The 19540-nt window shown below is 41.8% G+C and carries 10 protein-coding genes; 2 read left to right on the forward strand and 8 right to left on the reverse strand.

Translation table 11 applies throughout. The features are described from left to right. Nucleotides 1-94 precede the first annotated feature (94 nt). On the reverse strand, nucleotides 95-559 hold the full coding sequence (locus tag V7K61_RS18350; RefSeq protein WP_335055341.1) for a helix-turn-helix domain-containing protein: 465 nt from the start codon (nucleotides 557-559) through the stop codon (nucleotides 95-97). Between the two features lie 294 nt (nucleotides 560-853). Next, nucleotides 854-6247: a Calx-beta domain-containing protein gene (locus V7K61_RS18355; protein WP_335055343.1), complete on the reverse strand. Its 5394-nt coding sequence runs from the start codon at nucleotides 6245-6247 to the stop codon at nucleotides 854-856. A gap of 518 nt (nucleotides 6248-6765) precedes the next feature. Between V7K61_RS18355 and V7K61_RS18360 the strand changes: the two genes are divergently transcribed. Next, nucleotides 6766-7893 (forward strand): acyltransferase family protein, encoded by a 1128-nt coding sequence (locus V7K61_RS18360; protein WP_335055345.1) that lies wholly within the window; start codon nucleotides 6766-6768, stop codon nucleotides 7891-7893. A gap of 271 nt (nucleotides 7894-8164) precedes the next feature. After that, a complete protein-coding gene (locus V7K61_RS18365) occupies nucleotides 8165-8869 on the forward strand; it encodes a CAP domain-containing protein (protein WP_335055347.1) in 705 nt (234 codons plus the stop codon). Between the two features lie 233 nt (nucleotides 8870-9102). Here the strand turns inward: V7K61_RS18365 and V7K61_RS18370 are convergent, their stop codons facing one another. The 6 genes from V7K61_RS18370 to V7K61_RS18395 form a co-directional block, all read right to left on the reverse strand. After that, nucleotides 9103-10485: a carotenoid oxygenase family protein gene (locus V7K61_RS18370; RefSeq protein ID WP_335055349.1), complete on the reverse strand. Its 1383-nt coding sequence runs from the start codon at nucleotides 10483-10485 to the stop codon at nucleotides 9103-9105. 243 nt (nucleotides 10486-10728) lie between these two features. Continuing rightward, nucleotides 10729-13920 (reverse strand): efflux RND transporter permease subunit, encoded by a 3192-nt coding sequence (locus V7K61_RS18375; RefSeq protein WP_335055351.1) that lies wholly within the window; start codon nucleotides 13918-13920, stop codon nucleotides 10729-10731. Nucleotides 13921-14048: 128 nt separating this feature from the next. After that, nucleotides 14049-15641: an efflux RND transporter periplasmic adaptor subunit gene (locus V7K61_RS18380; RefSeq protein ID WP_335055353.1), complete on the reverse strand. Its 1593-nt coding sequence runs from the start codon at nucleotides 15639-15641 to the stop codon at nucleotides 14049-14051. Between the two features lie 363 nt (nucleotides 15642-16004). Next, nucleotides 16005-16100, reverse strand: coding sequence for a TetR family transcriptional regulator (locus tag V7K61_RS18385; protein ID WP_335055446.1), 96 nt, complete (start codon nucleotides 16098-16100; stop codon nucleotides 16005-16007). Between the two features lie 487 nt (nucleotides 16101-16587). Then, nucleotides 16588-17877 (reverse strand): glycosyltransferase family 4 protein, encoded by a 1290-nt coding sequence (locus V7K61_RS18390; RefSeq protein WP_335055354.1) that lies wholly within the window; start codon nucleotides 17875-17877, stop codon nucleotides 16588-16590. Nucleotides 17878-18721: 844 nt separating this feature from the next. Continuing rightward, nucleotides 18722-19300, reverse strand: coding sequence for a PEP-CTERM sorting domain-containing protein (locus V7K61_RS18395; RefSeq protein WP_335055356.1), 579 nt, complete (start codon nucleotides 19298-19300; stop codon nucleotides 18722-18724). Nucleotides 19301-19540: the final 240 nt, after the last annotated feature.

Here is a 19540-nt window from a genome sequence, read left to right on the forward strand (position 1 = left end):
TGTCATTGGTCATTTGTCATTGGTTCTTAATTCTTCTTCTCTACTCAGTAGAGACGCGATTCATCGCGTCTCTCCACTCTTTCTGCTTTTTTGGTCATTTGTTAGTCTGATTACTGACTATTGACTGTTGATTATTATCTTCTGGAGTCAAGGATTCAGCTGTCAGCTGTGGATTAAGTATATGAAGAAGACCAGCAGATGCACCGACCAATAATAAAATATAGGTCAGAACAAGAGGTATGTATGTATTTTGTTTGTTGTCTGAATTGTGACGAGCATTTTTAGAATCTTGACAGACAACATTGGTTATAAGGCTGTACGATAAAGCATTTCCATCCAGCCCTAAAGCGTCTCCATAACGACGGATGAATCCTTGTAGAAAAATCGGCTCTGGCAATTCTTCAAATCGATCTTCTTCTAACGCTTGCAAAATACCTACTCGAAGCATTGTCTGAGAGGCTATTTCTTCTATGCGGATAGATTTTTCTTGTCTTACTTGTCGCAAGCGTGTGGTTATTTCCTTTAGTTGCTCTACTTGAGCTTCATTTAAGAGCGTCACAGTCTTCTCCTGTATGGGCTAATTCTACTATTCATTGAGAAGACTTAAATCCGCATACGTAATTTTACTGAATATTTGATTTTAGGATAATTTTTTTTGAGAATGGCTTAATCCTGGATTTTAAAATGCTAGTCGAACTCCAGCTAAGTATAAATTTAGTTTTAATTAATACTTTTTTTGCAAAAAGCTGGGCGCAAGAATCAACAAGCCGTAACTTATAATACAAGTATTTTACCAACGGCCACTCTGGGCTGGGATAATTGCAGCGATCGCTAATGTTTTGCTCAATAACGATTAGTCATCATTCTTGATTGTGCCAACTCCTTGGTTATTAGCAAACGTAGTATTTGCTGCACCATAGATATTGACAAAAAATGTTTCATTGGCTTCGACTTTATTATCACCTCTGACGCCAATACTAATAATTTTGCTGGTTTCACCAGGCTCGAAAATAATTGTCCCCAGCCCAAAATTGTAATCCGAGTCCGATTCTTTGGCAGTACCATCACTTGTACTGTAATTTACAATCACCCGTTGAGAGAATTGATTGGAAAGAGTGACGACAAAATCAGCATTAGTTATCATCCCTGTTGTGCCTTCTTTGACTGATACATTTCCAATGCTGATGCTTTCGTCATCATTTATGATAGTAGCCACTCCCAAGCTATCAGTAATTGTGGTGTTTGTAGCGCCGAAGAGATTAACAGAAAATGTCTCGTTGGTTTCAGCTTTGCTATCACCTATGACACCAATAGCAAGAGTTTTGGTGGTTTCGCCAGGATTGAAAACGATTGTCCCGGAAGCAGGATTGTAATCAGAGTCAGAAGTTTTCGCAGTGCCATCACTCGTGTTGTAATTTACAGTAACCTGCTGTAAACTCGGTGCGGAGAGACTGACGAGAAAGTTAGCATTAGTTGTTGTGCCTATGTTACCTTCAGCAATTGAGACATCCGAGATACTGACAGTTGTTGGGTTGTCATCATCAATGATGGTAGCAACTCCTAAATTATCTGCGATCGTTGCATTTGTCTCACCTGAAAGATTGACAGAAAATGTCTCGTTGGCTTCACTTTGGTTATCGCCTATGACACCAATACTAAGAGTTTTGCTAGTTTCACCAGGAGCGAAAATAATTGTTCCTGAATCAGAGTTGTAATCAGAGTCAGCAATTTGGGCAGTGCCATCACTCGTATTGTAATTTACAGTAACCTGCTGAGAACTAGGATTAGAAAGACTGATAGTAAAGTTAGCATTAGTTGTTGTACCTGTGTTGTCTTCAGTAACAGAGACATCCGAGATGCTGATAGTTGGTTGGTTATCATCGTTGATGATGGTAGCAACTGCTAAATTATCTGCGATCACAGCATTTGTTGCACCCAAAAGATTGACGGAAAATGTCTCGTCAGTTTCAAATTTTTTATCGCCTAAAACACCAATGCTAAGAGTTTTACTGGTTTCGCCAGGATTGAAAGTAATCGTCCCGGAAGCAGAATTGTAATCAGAGTCAGTAGCATCAGCGGTGCCATCACTCGTGTTGTAATTTACAGTAACCTGCTGAGAACTAGGATTAGAAAGACTGATAGTAAAGTTAGCGTTAGTTGTTGTACCTGTATTGTCTTCAGTAACAGAGACATCCGAGATAGTAATAGTTGGTTGGTTATCATCGTTGATGATGGTAGCAACTCCTAAACTATCTGCGATCGCGGCATTTGTTGCAGCAGAAAGATTGACAGTAAATGTCTCGTCAGTTTCAGTTTGGTTATCGCCGATGACGCCAATACTAATAACTTTACTCGTTTCCCCAGGATTGAAAGTAATTGTCCCTAAAGCAGAGTTGTAATCAGAGTCAGCAACTTGAGCAGTACCATCACTTGTGTTGTAATTTACAGTAATCTGTTGAGAACTGGGATTGGAGAGGGTAATAGTAAAGTTAGCATTAGTTGTAGTACCTGTATTGCCTTCAGTAACTGAGACATCTGAGATACTGATAGTTGGTTGGTTGTCATCATCAATGATGCTAGCAACTCCTAAATCATCTGCGATCGCGGCATTTGTCGCACCTAAAAGATTGACAGAAAATGTCTCGTTGGTTTCAGCTTTGTTATCACCGATGACACCAATGCTAATAACTTTGCTCGTTTCCCCAGGATTGAAAGTAATCGTCCCAGAAGCAGAGTTGTAATCAGAGTCAGCAATTTGGGCAGTACCATCACTTGTGTTGTAATTTACAGTAACTTGCTGATAACTGGGATTAGAAAGACTGATAGTAAAGTTGGCATTAGTTGTTGTGCCTGTATTGCCTTCGGTAACAGAGACATCCGAGATGCTGATAGTTGGTTGGTTATCATCGTTGATGATGGCAGCAACTGCTAAACTATCTGCGATCGCGGCATTTGTTGCACCCAAAAGATTGACAGAAAATGTCTCGTCAGTTTCAAATTTGTTATCGCCTAGAACACCAATGCTAAAAGTTTTACTAGTTTCCCCAGGATTGAAAGTAATAGTTCCAGAAGCTGAGTTGTAATCAGAGTCACCAACTTGAGCAGTGCCATCACTCGTGTTGAAATTTACAGTAACCTGCTGAGAACTGGGATTAGAAAGACTGATAGTAAAGTTAGCGTTAGTTGTTGTACCTGTGTTGCCTTCAGAAACTGAGACATCTGAGATACTGATAGTTGGTTGGCTATCATCGTTGATGATGTTTACTGTAGCCGAACTGTTAGTAATTGTGGAATTTGGCGCTCCAGTTATGAGGCTGGGGTTACTCAGGATAATAGTAATGTCTTCATTGGGTTCAAACGTGTTGTCACCCAAAACATCCGCTGTAATTGTCTTTGTGGTTTCCCCAACAGCGAAGCTTAAAGTTCCAGATGTAGCAGTTCCTCCACCCGTAATTTGAATATTGTTATAGTCACTGCCAAAAGTTGCCGCACCACCAAAAGCATAATTTACAGTACTAGCCACGCCAATACCACCACTGCGAGTAACCGTGAAGATAACAGCTTGAGTACCACTATTACCTTCAGTTAAAGTTGAAGTGGGAGTGGAAATTGCATATTGAATCGCATCATTAGCAGCAATATTTAGAGTAGTTTCAGTTATTGTCCCTAAATCAGCCCCTGTTAGCGTGCCGAAGTTGAGTACAACTGTTTCTGCATTCTCAGGTAAATCGTCTGGGTTAATAGTAAAAGTAATTAGCTGTGTTAAATTTGCACCTGTTGCGCCAGCACTAAAGAAGATGGTAGTGGGGGAAAAAGTGTAATCGTTGCCACTACTAGCCGTGCTACTGTTTTTAACAACAATAGGAATTGTGACAGCCGTTTCAGGAGAGGCATTTAAGGTAACAGAAATAGTTACTGTAGTGGCGGTACTATCTTCTGTTGTATTGTACGTAGCAGCACCAAAGTTGACTTTTGGAAGTACATATTCAAATGCTCCAATGTCAATTGTGCCGCTTTCAATACGGTTAAAATCTGTGCCGCGTTGGTCGGTAGTTAAGCTACCATTGTAAGCGGGATCGCCAGCATTCCTGGCAGGACTGTTAATGTATAGAGCGTGAGTTTGTGTCGAACCACCGTAATCTCCTAACGGTTTGAGTCCGGGATTGGGGTTAATAATATCTGTACCCGTACCCAAAGTCCCCGATATTTTACCAGTAATTTTGCCAATCAGGTTGTAAGCATTACCATTGAAGTTGGCACCAGAGATATCGGCTCCTTGATTACCTAAATCAATATTGCCAGCAATGATGCTATTGCTAATGCTCCAAGTACCAGCATATCTATAAATGCCGCCACCATTACCTGTGTTATTGTTATCGCTATCAGCGGTGTTGCCAAATATAGTGGTATTACTTACGGTGCCACCGCCAGAATAGATACCGCCGCCGTTGACTTTTGCGGTGTTACTGGAAACAGTGCTATTACTAAGTGTGGTGGTAGTGCTGCTGTAGATGCCGCCGCCATTAGTGTTCGCTGTGTTGCCAGAAATAGTGCTATTACTAGCTGTGACACTACTAGTGCTGTAGATGCCGCCGCCGCTAGTGTTTGCTGTGTTGCCAGAAATAGTACTATTGCTGAACGTGACAATACTAGTGCTGTAGATGCCTCCTCCAAGGGTCGCTATGTTGCCAGAAAGATTACTATTGCTGACTGTGACACTACTAGTGCTGTAGATGCCGCCACCATTATTACTACTGCCTGCATTTCCCCCAGTTATTTTCAATCCATCAATTGATAGGGAGGCACTAGCATTAAAAATACGGGAAGTATTGTTACCACTGATGGTGAGTTTATTCGCCCCAGTTCCTTGAATGATGACTCCTTCAGTGATATTCAATTCCCCAGAAGTGAGGGTAATAGTGTCGGGGGTAGCATCACCAAATATCCCAGTCTGATCAAAGATAATTGTCTCAATCCCTGGATCGTTATTGGCATTGATAAGAGCTTGCCTTAACGAGCCAGTACCACTGTCATTGGTGTTAGTTACTATATAGGTGGTGTTATCTACTTTGATAGATACATCGTCAATGGCTAAACCATGATCGTTGCTTCCATCATCTATATCTTCCCAACGCAATATAATCTCTTCACCGTTAGCAATTGGGGTCGCTAGATTAAATATTACAGGCGTTATAACAACTCGATTGGCATTCAAATTGCCATTCAGGGCCCCCACGGTTGCAGTTGCAATTGGCCCGGTGAAATCTAGCGAGGTGACAGGGGTCCACGTTCCTGTTGTTAAACTTGTGATAGTTGACCCAGTTTGATAACTGAATTTCAACTGTTGCTGTGATGTATTACCACCATTACGCCATTGTTCACCCGTGTAATTTACTTGTAACTTAGTAATTGCTGAACCTGTGTTGTTTTGGAGGCGCAACCCATAATAAATAGTTCCTGTAGTACCAGAAGCTAGAGAACCAAGTGCCCGATCTGGGTTATTAGGACTACCAAAACTGTACAATCCACCTGTGTTATTACTGCCAGTACCAGGGCTGTAAATTGTTCTCGTAGAATACCAGCCCGAAATAGTTGAATCATTAACCCAAGTTGGTGTTCCAGAAATAGCTAATGAGTTAAAGTTTTGAGAGTATGTGCCAGTAAAACTAGCTGGCAAAATCGATTGATAAGCCTGTATTACTTCAGGTTTAAATGCCAGGGAAGCCTCAATTTTCCCTGTCTTCACTTCTAAATCCCAGTCGCCACCTAAAGCTGCACTTCCGGTTTTGTCAGTGGAAGCGGCAACATCTGCTCCAGTAATTTGGCTAATCTGCTGTACAAATTTTGTGCCTTCACCGCTGGCTATATCACAGCCATAAAGTAGGATGTCAGCTTTATCAGTTAAAGCACTTGCCCACTTTTGTAACTGATTTTTGTAGCTATCCAGATTGCTAAGGTTGAAGTTGATTGACCCTAGTTGCAAACTCCCCACACTTCCGTGGGAAACAATGTGAATTGATTGAACTGAATTGGATTCACGTTTTGCTAGAAACTCGGTAATTTGTGCTAAACCGTCTCTATTGGCATCAAGAATAACAACTTCACTGCCGAGTGTGATACCAGCCATTAAGCTTTGGTAATCTATAACTTTTGGATCTATAAAAACAATATTTGTGCTTGCATCTATTAATTTTATAGTAGACTTGCTTCTGGTTTTAGGATGATAATTTTCTGGCTGTTTTATCATAATTATTATTCCTTAAATATAATTTATTAGCTTTGGGTTAGTAATATTTATCGTGCATAACAAAATAGAAAGTGAATGACTCTGCATTCGCTTTCACGTCCAAATTAAATCGGTAATTAAACCTTTTATCTAATGAGACAAAACCGCGATATTTTTAGTTTTTATATAAGCAAGCACGCCTTGAGTAAAGTTAGCTGTTTTTTCATCACAGCTTTTGTTTATAGCAATTTATACTAAGCCTAGTGACAATACAACTGCATTTTCACTTAAATAACGATGGAGAGATTGATTGAAATTTGAGTATATCTAGCTTTATTAACAGTTCTGGTACTACCAATCCTTTTTGGATAGCTAAAACTATGGTCTGGGTGCGATCGCATACTTCTAGTTTCCTACAAGATAGTATGGGCAGGAACCTTGATGAAAAACTATATTTGGTAAGTAGACCTATAAATTTTGCTTGCTTACCTGCATCAAGCGGAGTACTTTAGATACTCATGTAACATAAAATTCCGCTTATGCGCCTAACTTCACTGGATGTTTTTCGCGGCATTACCATCGCTGGAATGATTCTCGTTAATATGGCGGGTGTCGCAGATGATGTATATCCTCCCTTAGCCCACGCCGATTGGCATGGCTGCACACCAACGGACTTGGTATTTCCCTTCTTTCTCTTCATTGTCGGTGTAGCGATGACTTTCTCGCTGTCAAAATACACCGAAGGCAATAAACCAACCTCAGCTGTTTACTGGCGGATATTACGCCGGGCTGCTATTCTCTTTGCCTTCGGTTTGCTACTAAATGGCTTTTGGAATCAGGGTATTTGGACTTTTGATTTGAATAGTATCCGGATTATGGGAGTGTTACAGCGCATCAGCCTTACTTATCTGCTGGCTTCTCTAGCTGTTCTCAACCTTCCGCGCAAAGGCCAATGGATACTAGCAGCAGTGCTACTCATTGGCTACTGGCTAACGATGATGTATGTACCAGTGCCAGAATATGGTGCGGGAGTTTTGACGCGAGAAGGTAATTTCGGCGCTTATGTTGACCGCCTGATTATTTCCAAAGCACATTTATACAAGGGTGATGGTTTCAACTTTATGGGAGATCCAGAAGGGCTTTTCAGTACTATTCCCGCGATAGTAAGCGTCCTCGCTGGCTACTTCACTGGCCAATGGATACGCAGTCAACCTGTACAGTCACGTACAAGTATCGGTTTAGGATTATTTGGAGTCGGTTGCTTAATTATCGGTTGGGCATGGGGGTGGACATTCCCAATTAACAAAAAGCTGTGGACAAGTTCTTATGTAGTATTTACAACAGGTTGGGCGTTACTATTACTAGCAGCTTGTTATGAACTTATCGAAGTACGGCTGATGCGTCGCTGGAGTAAACCTTTTGAAATTATGGGCTTAAATGCGATCGCTCTTTTCGTTGCATCGGTTTTATTAATTAAAATTTTAGTCAAAACTACTATTGGCACTGGTAAAGACGCTCCCAGTACCTACAATTGGATTTACCAGAATTTTTTCGCATCTTGGGCGGGAGTGCTGAATGGTTCCCTGTTATTTGCCTTAGTCACCGTGTTGTTGTGGTGGGCTGTTGGTTTTCTGATGTATCGGCAACGCTGGTTTCTGAAAGTATAAAAAAGATTTTTGTTGTTATTTACGTTTTAGTGTTTTCAATGTTACAACAGGTGTTAAGTGATAGATTTGTAACACTTTAGGAACAAAGGCAATCGCAACTTTATCAATATCAATATTATTGGCGCGTTAATCTGCGCTTTCTTTAGCGAACTTACTTAAGTCCTGATATCGTTTCTAACGGCAGAAGCGTTTACAGACTTATCTGTGCGTTTAAAATTCTTATTTCTTCTAATTCACTAAATTAATCCATAGAAAAATTGTGAGGTAATGGATGCGTCGCATGAAATTTTGGGTATTTTTGCCAATTGCCTTAATATTCGGTTGCTCAGATCAACTGTTTCAATCTAACCCGTCTGTAGCCAACTCTAACCCAGCAGTAGTTGAACAAACTAGTCCAACTTTATTAGCAAAAGCAAGTTACCTTTCATCGTTAGAACAACAGGTAATTGTTGAAACCAATAAGGTAAGAACAAATCCTAAAGCATACCTCCCAATTCTGGAAAACTATAGAAAACGCTTTGAGGGGAACCGAGTCAAAATTTCTAATAATACTTATCTGCGAACTCAAGAAGGAGTTAAAGCAGTTGATGAGGCGATCGCATTTCTCAAATCAGCACGTCCTATAGGAGCGTTGAGTGCATCTAAAGGTATGTCTTTAGGAGCAAAAGACCACGTAAAAGACCAAGGCCCAAAAGGTGCTATAGGTCATGATGGTAGTGATGGTAGCAACCCATTTACTCGCATCAACCGTTATGGTACATGGCAAACAACCGCAGGTGAAAATATCAGCTATGGGCCAAACAGCGCTCAAGATATCGTTATGCAGTTAATTATTGATGATGGTGTGCGCGATCGCGGCCATCGAAAAAACATTTTTAACGGCGCTTTTAAAGTCTCTGGTGTTGCTTATGGAACTCACAAATCATATAGAACAATCTGTGTGATTGACTACGCTGGCGGATATAGGGAAAAATAATTTGCGTGCAGTGGAGATAAGCACAAAACCCTGATGTAGAGACGCGATTTATCGCGTCTTGAAAGACCAATTATCTACACCAATAACCCTTAACCCAACCGTATTGAGGATATACCTGGAGATTAGAAATCGCGGTTACACAAGCCAAGTCCGCATACGCTGACTCAAAGAATTTGAAACCCACCTAAGTGAGTTTTGTCTGTGTAAACACGGTTTCTAACTGCCCATTGAGCTTATTCCCCAGCAAACCAAGCACCATGAAACCCATAAGGCACTCGCTGAGGAATTATCACTCGCGCTATAGGTTCAGATGTTACATCTTGGGCATTCACTACTACTAATTCGGAAGTATCTGAACCCTCATCGTGGACAAAAGTCATGAGCCAACCATCATCTTCAGCCGTTGCACCAGGACGCGGCGCAAACACAGTTTCACCGTTATAGCGCCCCTGTCCAAATTCATGGGTTTGGGATTTTCCACTGCTGAAGTCGTATTTGATGATACCGTCAAATAAAGGTACGGAACTGTTTGCCGCTTTGTTAGTGTAGCCATATCGGTTTTGTCGCCCCAATCGGTTTTCGTTGACGCGGGGAAATTCGGAAGCTACATCATCCAGCATTTCTTCACGTACTTTCCCCGTGTTGAGGTTAAATCGCCAGCGATGCAAACGGGGTATATTTGCGTTTGGGTCGGGTTGCGAATCATCAGAACTCAAAACACTTGTAGAACTCATGCGACAGGCAATCAGCACTACTTCGTCTCCCTCTTCGTAAGCGTTGAGGGTATGAAAGACGTAGCAAGCAGGACTTTCAAACCAGCGGATATTACTGTTATCACCGTGACGTGGTACAATACCAAAGCGACTAGAGCGATCGCGCTCAAACATCATTACAGGTTCTCCCCGTTGCGCTCTTTCAAGGTTAAAAGTCAGCGGCAAATCCATGAAAATTGTGTAGTTTTCGGTGATGGCAAAATCGTGCATCATCACCCCTATTGGCAGTTCAATTGGCACTGTTCGCAACAGTTCGCCTTGGGCTGAGACTACACTATATTGCAGATACGGTGGTGCAAACAGAGAATAGCCAAAGAAGATCATTTCCCCAGTAACGGGGTCTACCTTGGGATGGGCTGTGAAGGCAGAAACCAGCTTGCCATTGTAGGTGTACTCGCCAATGGTTTCTAATTCAGGCAGTTTAATGGCGTGAGGTTTACCCCCCTCGTTCAGCGCCAACATCTGACCAGCGTGCCACACTAAAGCAGTATTGGCAGTGTTTTTGTAGCGACCGTGGGGGTTATCCATTTGTGGTGGTTCTAACAACCCAGTCCAGATAGCTTTACCCGCTTCTCGTTCTTTTTTCCATCCGGCTGTCTGGAGGTAGCGGTTACGATAAGTGGCTATGCCGTTGCTAATTTGTACACCATGCAACATCCCATCCCCATCAAACCAATGATATTGACCGATAGGTGTCCATTGAGGGTTAGGGCCATTCCGCACAAACATCCCTGATAGGTCAAGCGGTAATTCACCGATGACTGGCAATTTGTCGGTGGTGATTTCTTCATGGACTGGAGCAAAATTGCCATCGAGATAGGGATTGACTGCTATTGTTACCATTGTCTTGATTTCAGCGTACATTTGTACTGTACATTCTGGTTTGTCATTATGCCCACATGGTTTTGAGGGCGTTGTAGAATTTTTGCAATCGATCTACAAATTAAACTTTTTTCTCTTGCTGTTTAATTCATTATCAGGTACTTGCAGTTACAAAAAATCCGATCGCAGGAGAGTAAAACCTGACACCCTGGCGATGGGATAATTCATTTTTTGTCATTTGAGCCAATCGATAATGAAAGATAATCAATCCTCAGCTTTTGGTGAATATATAGCAGTGCTACCATTTAATGACGCTGCTTCTACTAGTACTTCTTGATGCCGATTTGGTTTGATAAATCGCTCTGTTGTCGTCTTAATCACGATATACAAAATCGGGACGACAAACAAACTCAAGAAAGTAGCGATTAACATTCCACCAAAAACTGCTGTTCCCAAAGATTGACGACTTCCTGCACCGGCACCCGTGGCAGTAGCTAAGGGGAAAATTCCCAATAGTGTAGAAAAAGCAGTCATCAAAATTGGGCGTAACCGTTCTTGTGAAGCCTCAATTACTGCTTTGGTCATCGAAAGCCCTTGGTCTCGCAATTGGTTAGCAAATTCCACAATCAAAATCGCGTTCTTACTAGCTAAACCGATCAACATTACTAGACCAATTTGACAGTAAACATCATTCGCAAAACCCCGCATTGATTGAGCTATCAGCGCTCCAAAGATAGCTAAGGGAACAGATAACAAAATGATAAAAGGGTCAACGTAGTTCTCATATTGAGCGGCGAGTACCAAAAATACAAAGATGATTCCTAATCCAAAGATCAGGGGTGCTAAAGCACCAGAATCGATTTCTTCTAATGCAGTTCCTGACCATTCATAACCATAACCTGCTGGTAAAACTTCTTTAGCAACTTTTTCCATTGCTTTAATTGCGTCTCCAGAACTAGAGCCAGGGGCGGCGGCACCATTAATTTCAATTGACCGGAATAGATTGTAGTGATTTATCGTTTGCGCTCCCACAGTCGGAGTAACTGTGACTAAGTTACTCAAAGGAATCATTTGATTCTTTTGAGAACGAACGTATAGTTTCCCAATATCTTTTGGGTTGGAACGAAACTGTTGATCTGCTTGGATATACACCCGATAATTGCGCTGCTGAAGATTGAAATCATTTACATATTGCGATCCCAAAGCAGTTTGTAATGTACTGAAGACATCATCTATGGAAACTTGCAATGCTTTGGCTTTATTGCGGTCTACTTCCACAAGCAATTGTGGTGTATCTGCGGCAAAGGTACTAAATACAGCTTGTAATCCTGGTGTTTGATTAGCTTTACCCAGCAACTGACCCATCGACTGGACTAGATTTTCTAAACCACTGTTACCTCTGCGGTCTTGTAGTTGAAAGACGAAGCCGCCAAAGTTGCCTAAACCCTGAATTGGTGGCGGATTCACAGGAAACACCCTGGCCTCTGGAATTGCCAATAACTTCCCTTGCAAGCTGCCAATAATCGCCTGTACTGATTGATTGGGTTTTGAGCGCTCGTCCCAAGATTTTAAAGTTGTAAATATGATGCCGCTGTTAGCTGTGCTACCACTAAAACCAAATCCACCGATCGCAAAAGTCCCCAGCACTTCTGGAATTTGCAGAATTTCTTTTTCTACCTGTGCAATCACATCGCTAGTATATTGCAGCGAAACCCCTTGCGGCCCTTGGATAATTGTGATGAAGTAGCCTTCGTCTTCATCGGGTAGAAAAGCTGTTGGTACTGTGGTGTAGAGCCAAGCAGTCATTCCCAAAGAAACTATAAACAACCCAATTACAATTGCTTTGATGTGTGTTAGAAAGGTCAGCGATCGCTTATAACCATTCTGCACCCAGTCAAGAAACCGATTAATCTGTCCAAAAATCCAACCCAGCCAGCCTGAAGGTCGTTGTCCTTGACGCAGCAGCAGCGCGCATAAGGAAGGCGTTAGGGTCAAAGCCAAAAAAGTTGAAATCGCAATGGAGAAAGCGATCGTCAGCGCAAATTGCCGATAAAGTGCGCCTGTGGTTCCCGGAAAAAACGCCACTGGCACAAACACTGCCATCAATACTAGTGATGTAGCAATAACTGCGCCAAACAGTTCTGCCATTGATTCACTAGCAGCTCGGCGAGGACTAATTCCTTTATCCTGAATAAAACGGCTAATTTGCTCCACCACCACGATCGCATCGTCTACCACCATCCCCGATGCTAAAGTTAGACCAAACAAAGTCAAACTATTGATGGAAAAGTTAAAAACTTTAACGAAGGCAAAGGTTCCAATTAAGGAAAGCGGAATGGTCAGTGCAGGAATTAAAGTAGTTCGCCAGTCTTGTAAAAACACAAAAATTACAATTACAACCAACACCACCGCTTCAATCAGAGTCTTGACTACTTCTGCCAAGGACTCTTCGACAAATGATGTTGTGTCAAAAGCTACTTGATATTTCATCCCTGGCGGAAAACTCGGTGCTAATCGCACCAGTTCAGCTTTGACTCCCTTGGCTACTTCCAAGGCATTACTGCCAGGAACCTGATAAATCCCTAAACCGACAGCATCATTGCCCCGAAATCGCAGAAATGAACTGTAGTTTTCTGCGCCTAGTTCTGCTCTACCTACGTCTTTGAGCTTAACTAACGTACCATCATCTTGAGTTTTCAGGACAATTTCTTCAAATTCTGATGGTTCTGTTAATCGGCTGACAGCCCGCACATCCAGTTGATATCTTTGTCCTTCAGGAGCCGGTTCTTGTCCAATTCTCCCTGCACCAACTTGCAAGTTTTGTTCGGATAGGGCATTTGCTACATCCTTAGTCGTTAGTCCCCGACTGGCAAGCCGACTCGGATCTAACCACAAACGCATTGCGTAGCGACGTTCGCCAAAAACTTGAGCGTTGCTCACGCCTTTGACTCTTTTTAAGGCATCTGCTAAGTAAAGGTCGGCATAGTTGCTTAAAAATATGTTGTCGTACTCTTTATTTTCAGCGAATAAACCAATTGCTAAGAGAATGTTGCTAGATTCTTTAGATACCCGAACTCCCGTGCGTTGCACACTCTCTGGTAGTTGTGGTTGGGCAACAGAAACACGGTTTTGCACATCCACAGCCGCAATATCTTTATCCCGTGATGAATCAAAGGTGGCTGTAATGGTACTTGTACCATCGTTGCTGCTGCTAGAAGTCAGATATCTTAGTCCCTCAACCCCGTTGATTTGCCTTTCTAAGATATTTGTCACACCGCTTTCTACGACTTCTGCACTAGCTCCGCTGTAGTTGGAAGTTACACTAATTTGGGTGGGACTAATTTCTGGGAATCTAGCGATCGGTAGTGTGGGAATACTGATTAATCCGATTAAAAGGATGACGATCGCACATACCGACGCAAAAATTGGCCGCTTAATAAAGAAGTCAACAAACATGGTTTAAAAATTGGGCATTGGGTATTTGGTATTTGGCGTTGGGCATGAGGCATGGGGCATTGGGCATTGGTTATTTCCCCCCTGCTCCTCTGCTCCTCTGCCCCCGTGCCCTCATCTTCGCTCTTCAGCTAAGGCTTCTGGCTACCAACTTCTTCTGTTTCAGGAGTAATGGGAGCGCCATTGGTTAAGTTAAGAATGCCGGAAACAACAATTTTGTCCCCCGCTTTTAGTCCTTCGATAACTTGATAATTATTCCCCTCAATAACTCCTAATTTCACCGGTTTTTGTTTAGCAACTAAAGCTGGCGCTCCAGGTTTAGAATTTTCCTGCGGCGCTTGCGCTTGGGCCACAAATACAAAAGTCTCTCCACCCAAGCGAGATATTGCTGTAACTGGAATTAAAATTCCTGGACGTTCGTTCCAGATCACTTTGGTTTGCACTGACTGAAGATTAAGCAGTCGATTTCTCGAATTACCAAAGTTGGCTTTTACCAAAACTGTCTGCGAATCGGAACTAGCATTTGGGGAGATAAAACTGATTTTACCTGTTGCGATGGGTTTGTCTTGGACATCCAGCATTTGCACAGGTAAGCCCAAGCGCAACTTTCTGGCTTCAGTTACGGGAACGGAAATATTCAGTTCTAAAGAGTCGTTTCTGGTGAGTGTAGTCAGTTGATCTGCTTTTTCCACATAATCTCCCACTTTGGCGGGAATATCACCAACAATGCCAGTGAAAGGTGCCAGAACTTTTGTGTATTGCAATTGGACTTGGGCGGCTTGAACTTGGGCAGCTGCTTGAGTTACTTGCGATCGGGCTTGGGCAATTTCTTCTGGACGCGAACCATTTTCTAGTTGTCTTAAGTTTTGTTTCTGTTGTTCCAAAGCACCAGCTAGCTCATTAACACTCGATCTTCTGCTTTGGCGGAGTTGATCTAAGCGTTTCTGGGCTACGACCAGGGCAGCTTCAGCACTTTGCTGTTCTTTGACATATCCTTCTAAGGTATCTTGGGAAACTGCGCCCTCTTTTCTCAATTGTGCATATCGTTTGGCGCGTGACTGTGCTAGTTCCACATCAGATTTAGCTGACTGAATTTGAGCCTCAGCCTGAGCAATTTCTTCTGGTTGCGATCCCGATTGCGCATCTCTAAAGCGAGCTTGGGCTTGGGTTAACTGCGCTCTAGCTTGGGCAACTTCTTCTTGTCGCGTACCTGCTTTGAGTTCAGCAAGACGTGCTTGGGCTTGTTGGAGTGAGCCTCTAGCCTGTAACAATTGAGCTTGGACATTATCACTTTGCAGACTAACAATGACTTGTCCTTGTTGAACGCGGTTGCCCTCTTGGATGAAAATCTCGGTAATTCGCCCTTCAACCTGTGGCTTGATGAGTACTGAACGTGGAGCCTCTAAGGAGCCAATAAACTCCGAACTTTCTTGAACGGTTTCAGTTTTCACTGTTGTTAGCTTAACCGGAACTGCTCTAGGTTGACTAGCATTTGCTTCCGCACCACCTGGTGCATTTTTAGCGTTACTAGTTTGCCACCAGCGCCAACCAAAACCAACACCTGCAATTAATAGGATAATTCCCAAAATCAGGGGCCAACGCCGTTTTTGAGGTGGCTTAGGCGATCGCTGTGGCAATTGTTGCGACTCTTGATTAGAATCAGTAACAGCAGGCTGTTCTATTTCAATGGGTAAGGGAGAGTCAGGGAACTCGGAATGGGACATCTTCGTTTTCTCGTCTTGTGGATTTAGACTTGGGCAATCTACTCTTCGCTAAAAAAGCATTATTTGAATGAATAGTTTTTTAGCCTTTTTTTCTCTATGTTGGTGACAAATATGTTTGGGTATTTGGGCGATCGCTCACGATGTCTAGCACCTAAAATGAAGCAATTTTATTCAGCACATTATGGTTGATTTGTACATTACTTAACTCCGTTCAATTTCTTAAAGTGTAATTTATAGTTTTTTGTTAGTCAGTAAAAACCCAGTGCCTTAGCTCAGAGAGAAAGCACGGTTCATGTTGTTGCAGTTCAAGCTTCTGTCTGTAAAGCGATGCTTCGGTAATTAGAGCAAGTTAGTAGTTGTTTCTTAGTTCTGGAAATGACGAAATAAAGTTACCTCATTGACCGCAGCAACACGAGCAATTTCTCGCGTTGTCGCTGTGTTAAACTTGCCGTTGCAAATACCTTAGTTGCTGACTAGATCAAGGGTGCATAAGTTTGTGCCGTACTTGACGCTAAGTTTTCTATGAGTGTCTGCAAGCGCTTGCTTGCATTATAACCACATAGCAGACAAGATTGGTATAAGTTTAAGTTACAGATGAGTTTATCGCCCTTGAGTACTAGTGAATACTGATCTTAAGGAAGAAAAAAGTCTGGAGCGATGCTTTGTTTACGACACGCTACGCGTAGCTTTACTTCTTTGCAGGAGTAAGCCGACGCTGATTAATTCAGCTGTCTTAATCAAAGTTGCGAGTTTCATCAAGTTATCCTCACCAAGAACGACGTGCAATCAGCCAGTGTTCTCTAGATTCCTATTTTTGAGCAGTCTCAACTTCCTACAGTTAGTTCACCCGATCGGTTGATCTTTAACTCACCCGAATGGGTGATTTAATTTATCCCAATCGCAGCTTTGTCTGTATAGCCGACGAGTGATAAATCCTAAATCCCTTTCAACCATCCACAACTGATTTCTTAGAATCGAATTTCGGTAAAATCCCCACAGTTGATTTTCGGTTGGTAACAATATGAGAAAAAAGCCACTCATAGCGATCGAGCGCTTGCTCTAAGGAATAATTTTCTTCGGCAAATTGCCTTCCTGTGTTACCTAGTTTCGTCCCTAGAGCCGGATTAGCATATAAATCATGCACCGCAGCGGCCATTGCCTGGGGCGATTCTGGTTCAACAACTATCCCACCACCGCTGAGTTCGATGGCTTTAGCAGCAGTACCAGTGGCGGGAACTGAACCCACAATTGGGCGACCACTCGCCAATAAAAGTGGTATTTTTGAAGGCATATTGAACGAAATCACATTGTGCTTTTGCACAATTAGCCCGACATCAGAAGCTGCTAGCATTTCAGGTAGTTTTTCTCGCGGCTGTAACGGTAGTAGCAAAACATTATCTGCTCCATTTGATAAACAATATTCCTGCAATCTTTGCAATGCTCTTGATTCGCCAACAATGACAAAGACAATATCTTTGATATGACGTAAACAAACGGCTGCTTCGATTACTGTCTCTAAACCTTGCGTTAGAGCAATGTTGCCTGAATAAAGTACTACGAATTTCCCATCTAGTTGATGGTTAGATATCCAAGAGTTGCTCTGTTTCGGTAACGGGCGAATGAAATTTACATTTACCCAATTGGGAATACAAACGATTTTATTAACAGGTACTCCCTTATTTACTAAATTCTCACGAAACCCATCAGTGATCACACTAATAGTGTGTGCAGTCCGATATGCAAATTTCTCTAAAGCTGCAAGAGTTCGGATCATCCACTTGTTTTTTAATAGCCCGATACGCACAGCAGCTTCTGGTAAAATATCTTGCACATTTAGAACTACTGGGCAGTTGTATAACCAGCCCAATGTTGTTGCTGGCAACGTACCTAGCAGCGGCGGAACTGTTAAAATAATCACATCTGGTCGCCCACCTTTAAAGGCTTGGGGTAAGCTCGTGAAAACAAAGCTTAATTCCAGTAACAGCCGATCCACGAGGTTAGGTTTAGACTTAATTCGGACGTAACTTCGCGCAATTGTGACGCCATTTTTTTGTTCCGTAAGATACCATTTATTCTGATACCCATCGTAAATTTCGCGCTGAGGATAGTTGGGCATTCCCGTAATCACTCGCACTTGATGACCTCGCTTTACTAGTCCTTCTGCCAATTCAGTCATTAACGGAGCAATTCCAATTGGCTCTGGATGATAGTTGTAGGAATAAATCAGAATATGCATGAATTATTTGTGAATTTTGTGAAGATAGCATGAGACGATCAGATTACTTATGAATAGCCAGTGGGGCTGCTATTTTTATTATTTACAGAATTTTTTTTGCATGAAGTACAAAGCTACCGATTTGGAAGCAGTAGGCAGAGATAGAAACTATTTATATCTGATTTGTATCCCTGCATTTTGTTACCTCATTTATTTACAAATGCTGTATTTGGACTGGTTAAATTGTTTGATTAAAAAAAATGTGTTAAACATTGGTTAGAAATTTTCTTCGTAGTTTTCACAAGATAATTTTTTTACTGCATAAAACACTTAAAAATTAAAATATGACTTTGTATACACAGGTTAGGCTATTGATAAATATAGACTTTATTCTCTAGTGATTAGGACAATAGTTGGTCTATTTATCTCCGAACTAATGCCTCAATTTATACTTCGAGAATTGTAACATTATATTCACTGTTATGCATATAACCCTCATTCCGCCTTTTCAACTGGCACATGAAGTATTTTTAACCAAGTTATAAGTATTGTATTGATTAAGCAAAATCCAACTTTTTGAGTAGTTCAAAGGCACTGAGCAAAACAGTGTTGGGTGCTGAGTCATAAATGCTGGGGTAAAAGTAAAAATTAATTTCACTCAGCCCTGAGCTTTGTAAAAGTGTTGATGACAAACTAATAGACATTTGGTGAAATTAAATATGCGTTATCCAGAATCCTTGTAGAGACCTAGTTTTCACTCATATTTTAATGAGGTTATATGATAACCCCACTAGTTAACTGAACTAGTAGGGCTAGAATAGAGATTCAGTAAATTTGGCAAGCTCTGACTAGAAAGCCCTAATTTCTAGTAAGAGGCTTGCTTTTTCTTGAAAGTTGAAGCTACACCCAAACCAGCAAATGCTAGCAAACCCAAGAGAGAAGCAGGCTCAGGGACTTTGGATACTTGAATAGAACCAGAATTTTGATCTAGTGTTCTTGACGTTCCCTGTTGATCGACATCCTGACGTAAGAACAAAGAGTCGCCAACTGTTCCCTGAAAGAAATATTCTCCAATCACACCCGTCCCTCCGGCGACATCAAAGGGGCCAAATAATGTCTGAGTGGAAGTATTAAAGTTAAAAGCAAAGAAGCTAGATTCTGATACTCCCCCACTAACGGTGTTATAGGTTCCCAGAAGATTTTTAGATGGATCTAAGAAGGAGACATTCAAGGATTGTAAAAAGTTGGTGGCTCCACTACCAAGTTCTGAAATGATTGTTGGTGCTGTAGTTTCGTCGTAGCTGAATGAACCTGTTGCTGAGTAACCAGCATCACCTTGCCAGTTAAAGTTTAATTCAATAGCTTGGGCTGGGTTGTTAGCACTAGTAGCGATCGCAACACTGGTTGCTGCGATCGCGGTGATTTTGGCGAAAATATTTTTCATGGTCATAACTCCAAAATTGATTGTCATGATGCATATATCAATGCATCAATCAAGACTAAGCTTACGATAGAAATATATATCCGTAAATACCGCACAAAATACGGTATGTAATGTAATGAATTTATGAAGAGAAGCACTTGTTTTATAAAGTTTTGCATAAAATGTTAAGTCTGTAGTGATGTCTGACGACAAACCCCTCTGCATCTATGCTTCTTTGTATGCAATCCACTCTGGCTTAAC

Origin of the sequence: Nostoc sp. (assembly GCF_036918015.1) — a bacterium.
In the GTDB taxonomy this organism is placed as follows: Bacteria; Cyanobacteriota; Cyanobacteriia; order Cyanobacteriales; family Nostocaceae; genus Nostoc.

Bases quoted from the DNA above. Each gene is read 5' to 3' on its own strand.
- V7K61_RS18355 (WP_335055343.1), bottom strand. From the start codon at position 6,247: ATGATAAAACAGCCAGAAAATTATCATCCTAAAACCAGAAGCAAGTCT.
- V7K61_RS18360 (WP_335055345.1), top strand. From the start codon at position 6,766: ATGCGCCTAACTTCACTGGATGTTTTTCGCGGCATTACCATCGCTGGA.
- V7K61_RS18365 (WP_335055347.1), top strand. From the start codon at position 8,165: ATGCGTCGCATGAAATTTTGGGTATTTTTGCCAATTGCCTTAATATTC.
- V7K61_RS18370 (WP_335055349.1), bottom strand. From the start codon at position 10,485: ATGGTAACAATAGCAGTCAATCCCTATCTCGATGGCAATTTTGCTCCA.
- V7K61_RS18375 (WP_335055351.1), bottom strand. From the start codon at position 13,920: ATGTTTGTTGACTTCTTTATTAAGCGGCCAATTTTTGCGTCGGTATGT.
- V7K61_RS18380 (WP_335055353.1), bottom strand. From the start codon at position 15,641: ATGTCCCATTCCGAGTTCCCTGACTCTCCCTTACCCATTGAAATAGAA.
- V7K61_RS18390 (WP_335055354.1), bottom strand. From the start codon at position 17,877: ATGCATATTCTGATTTATTCCTACAACTATCATCCAGAGCCAATTGGA.
- V7K61_RS18395 (WP_335055356.1), bottom strand. From the start codon at position 19,300: ATGAAAAATATTTTCGCCAAAATCACCGCGATCGCAGCAACCAGTGTT.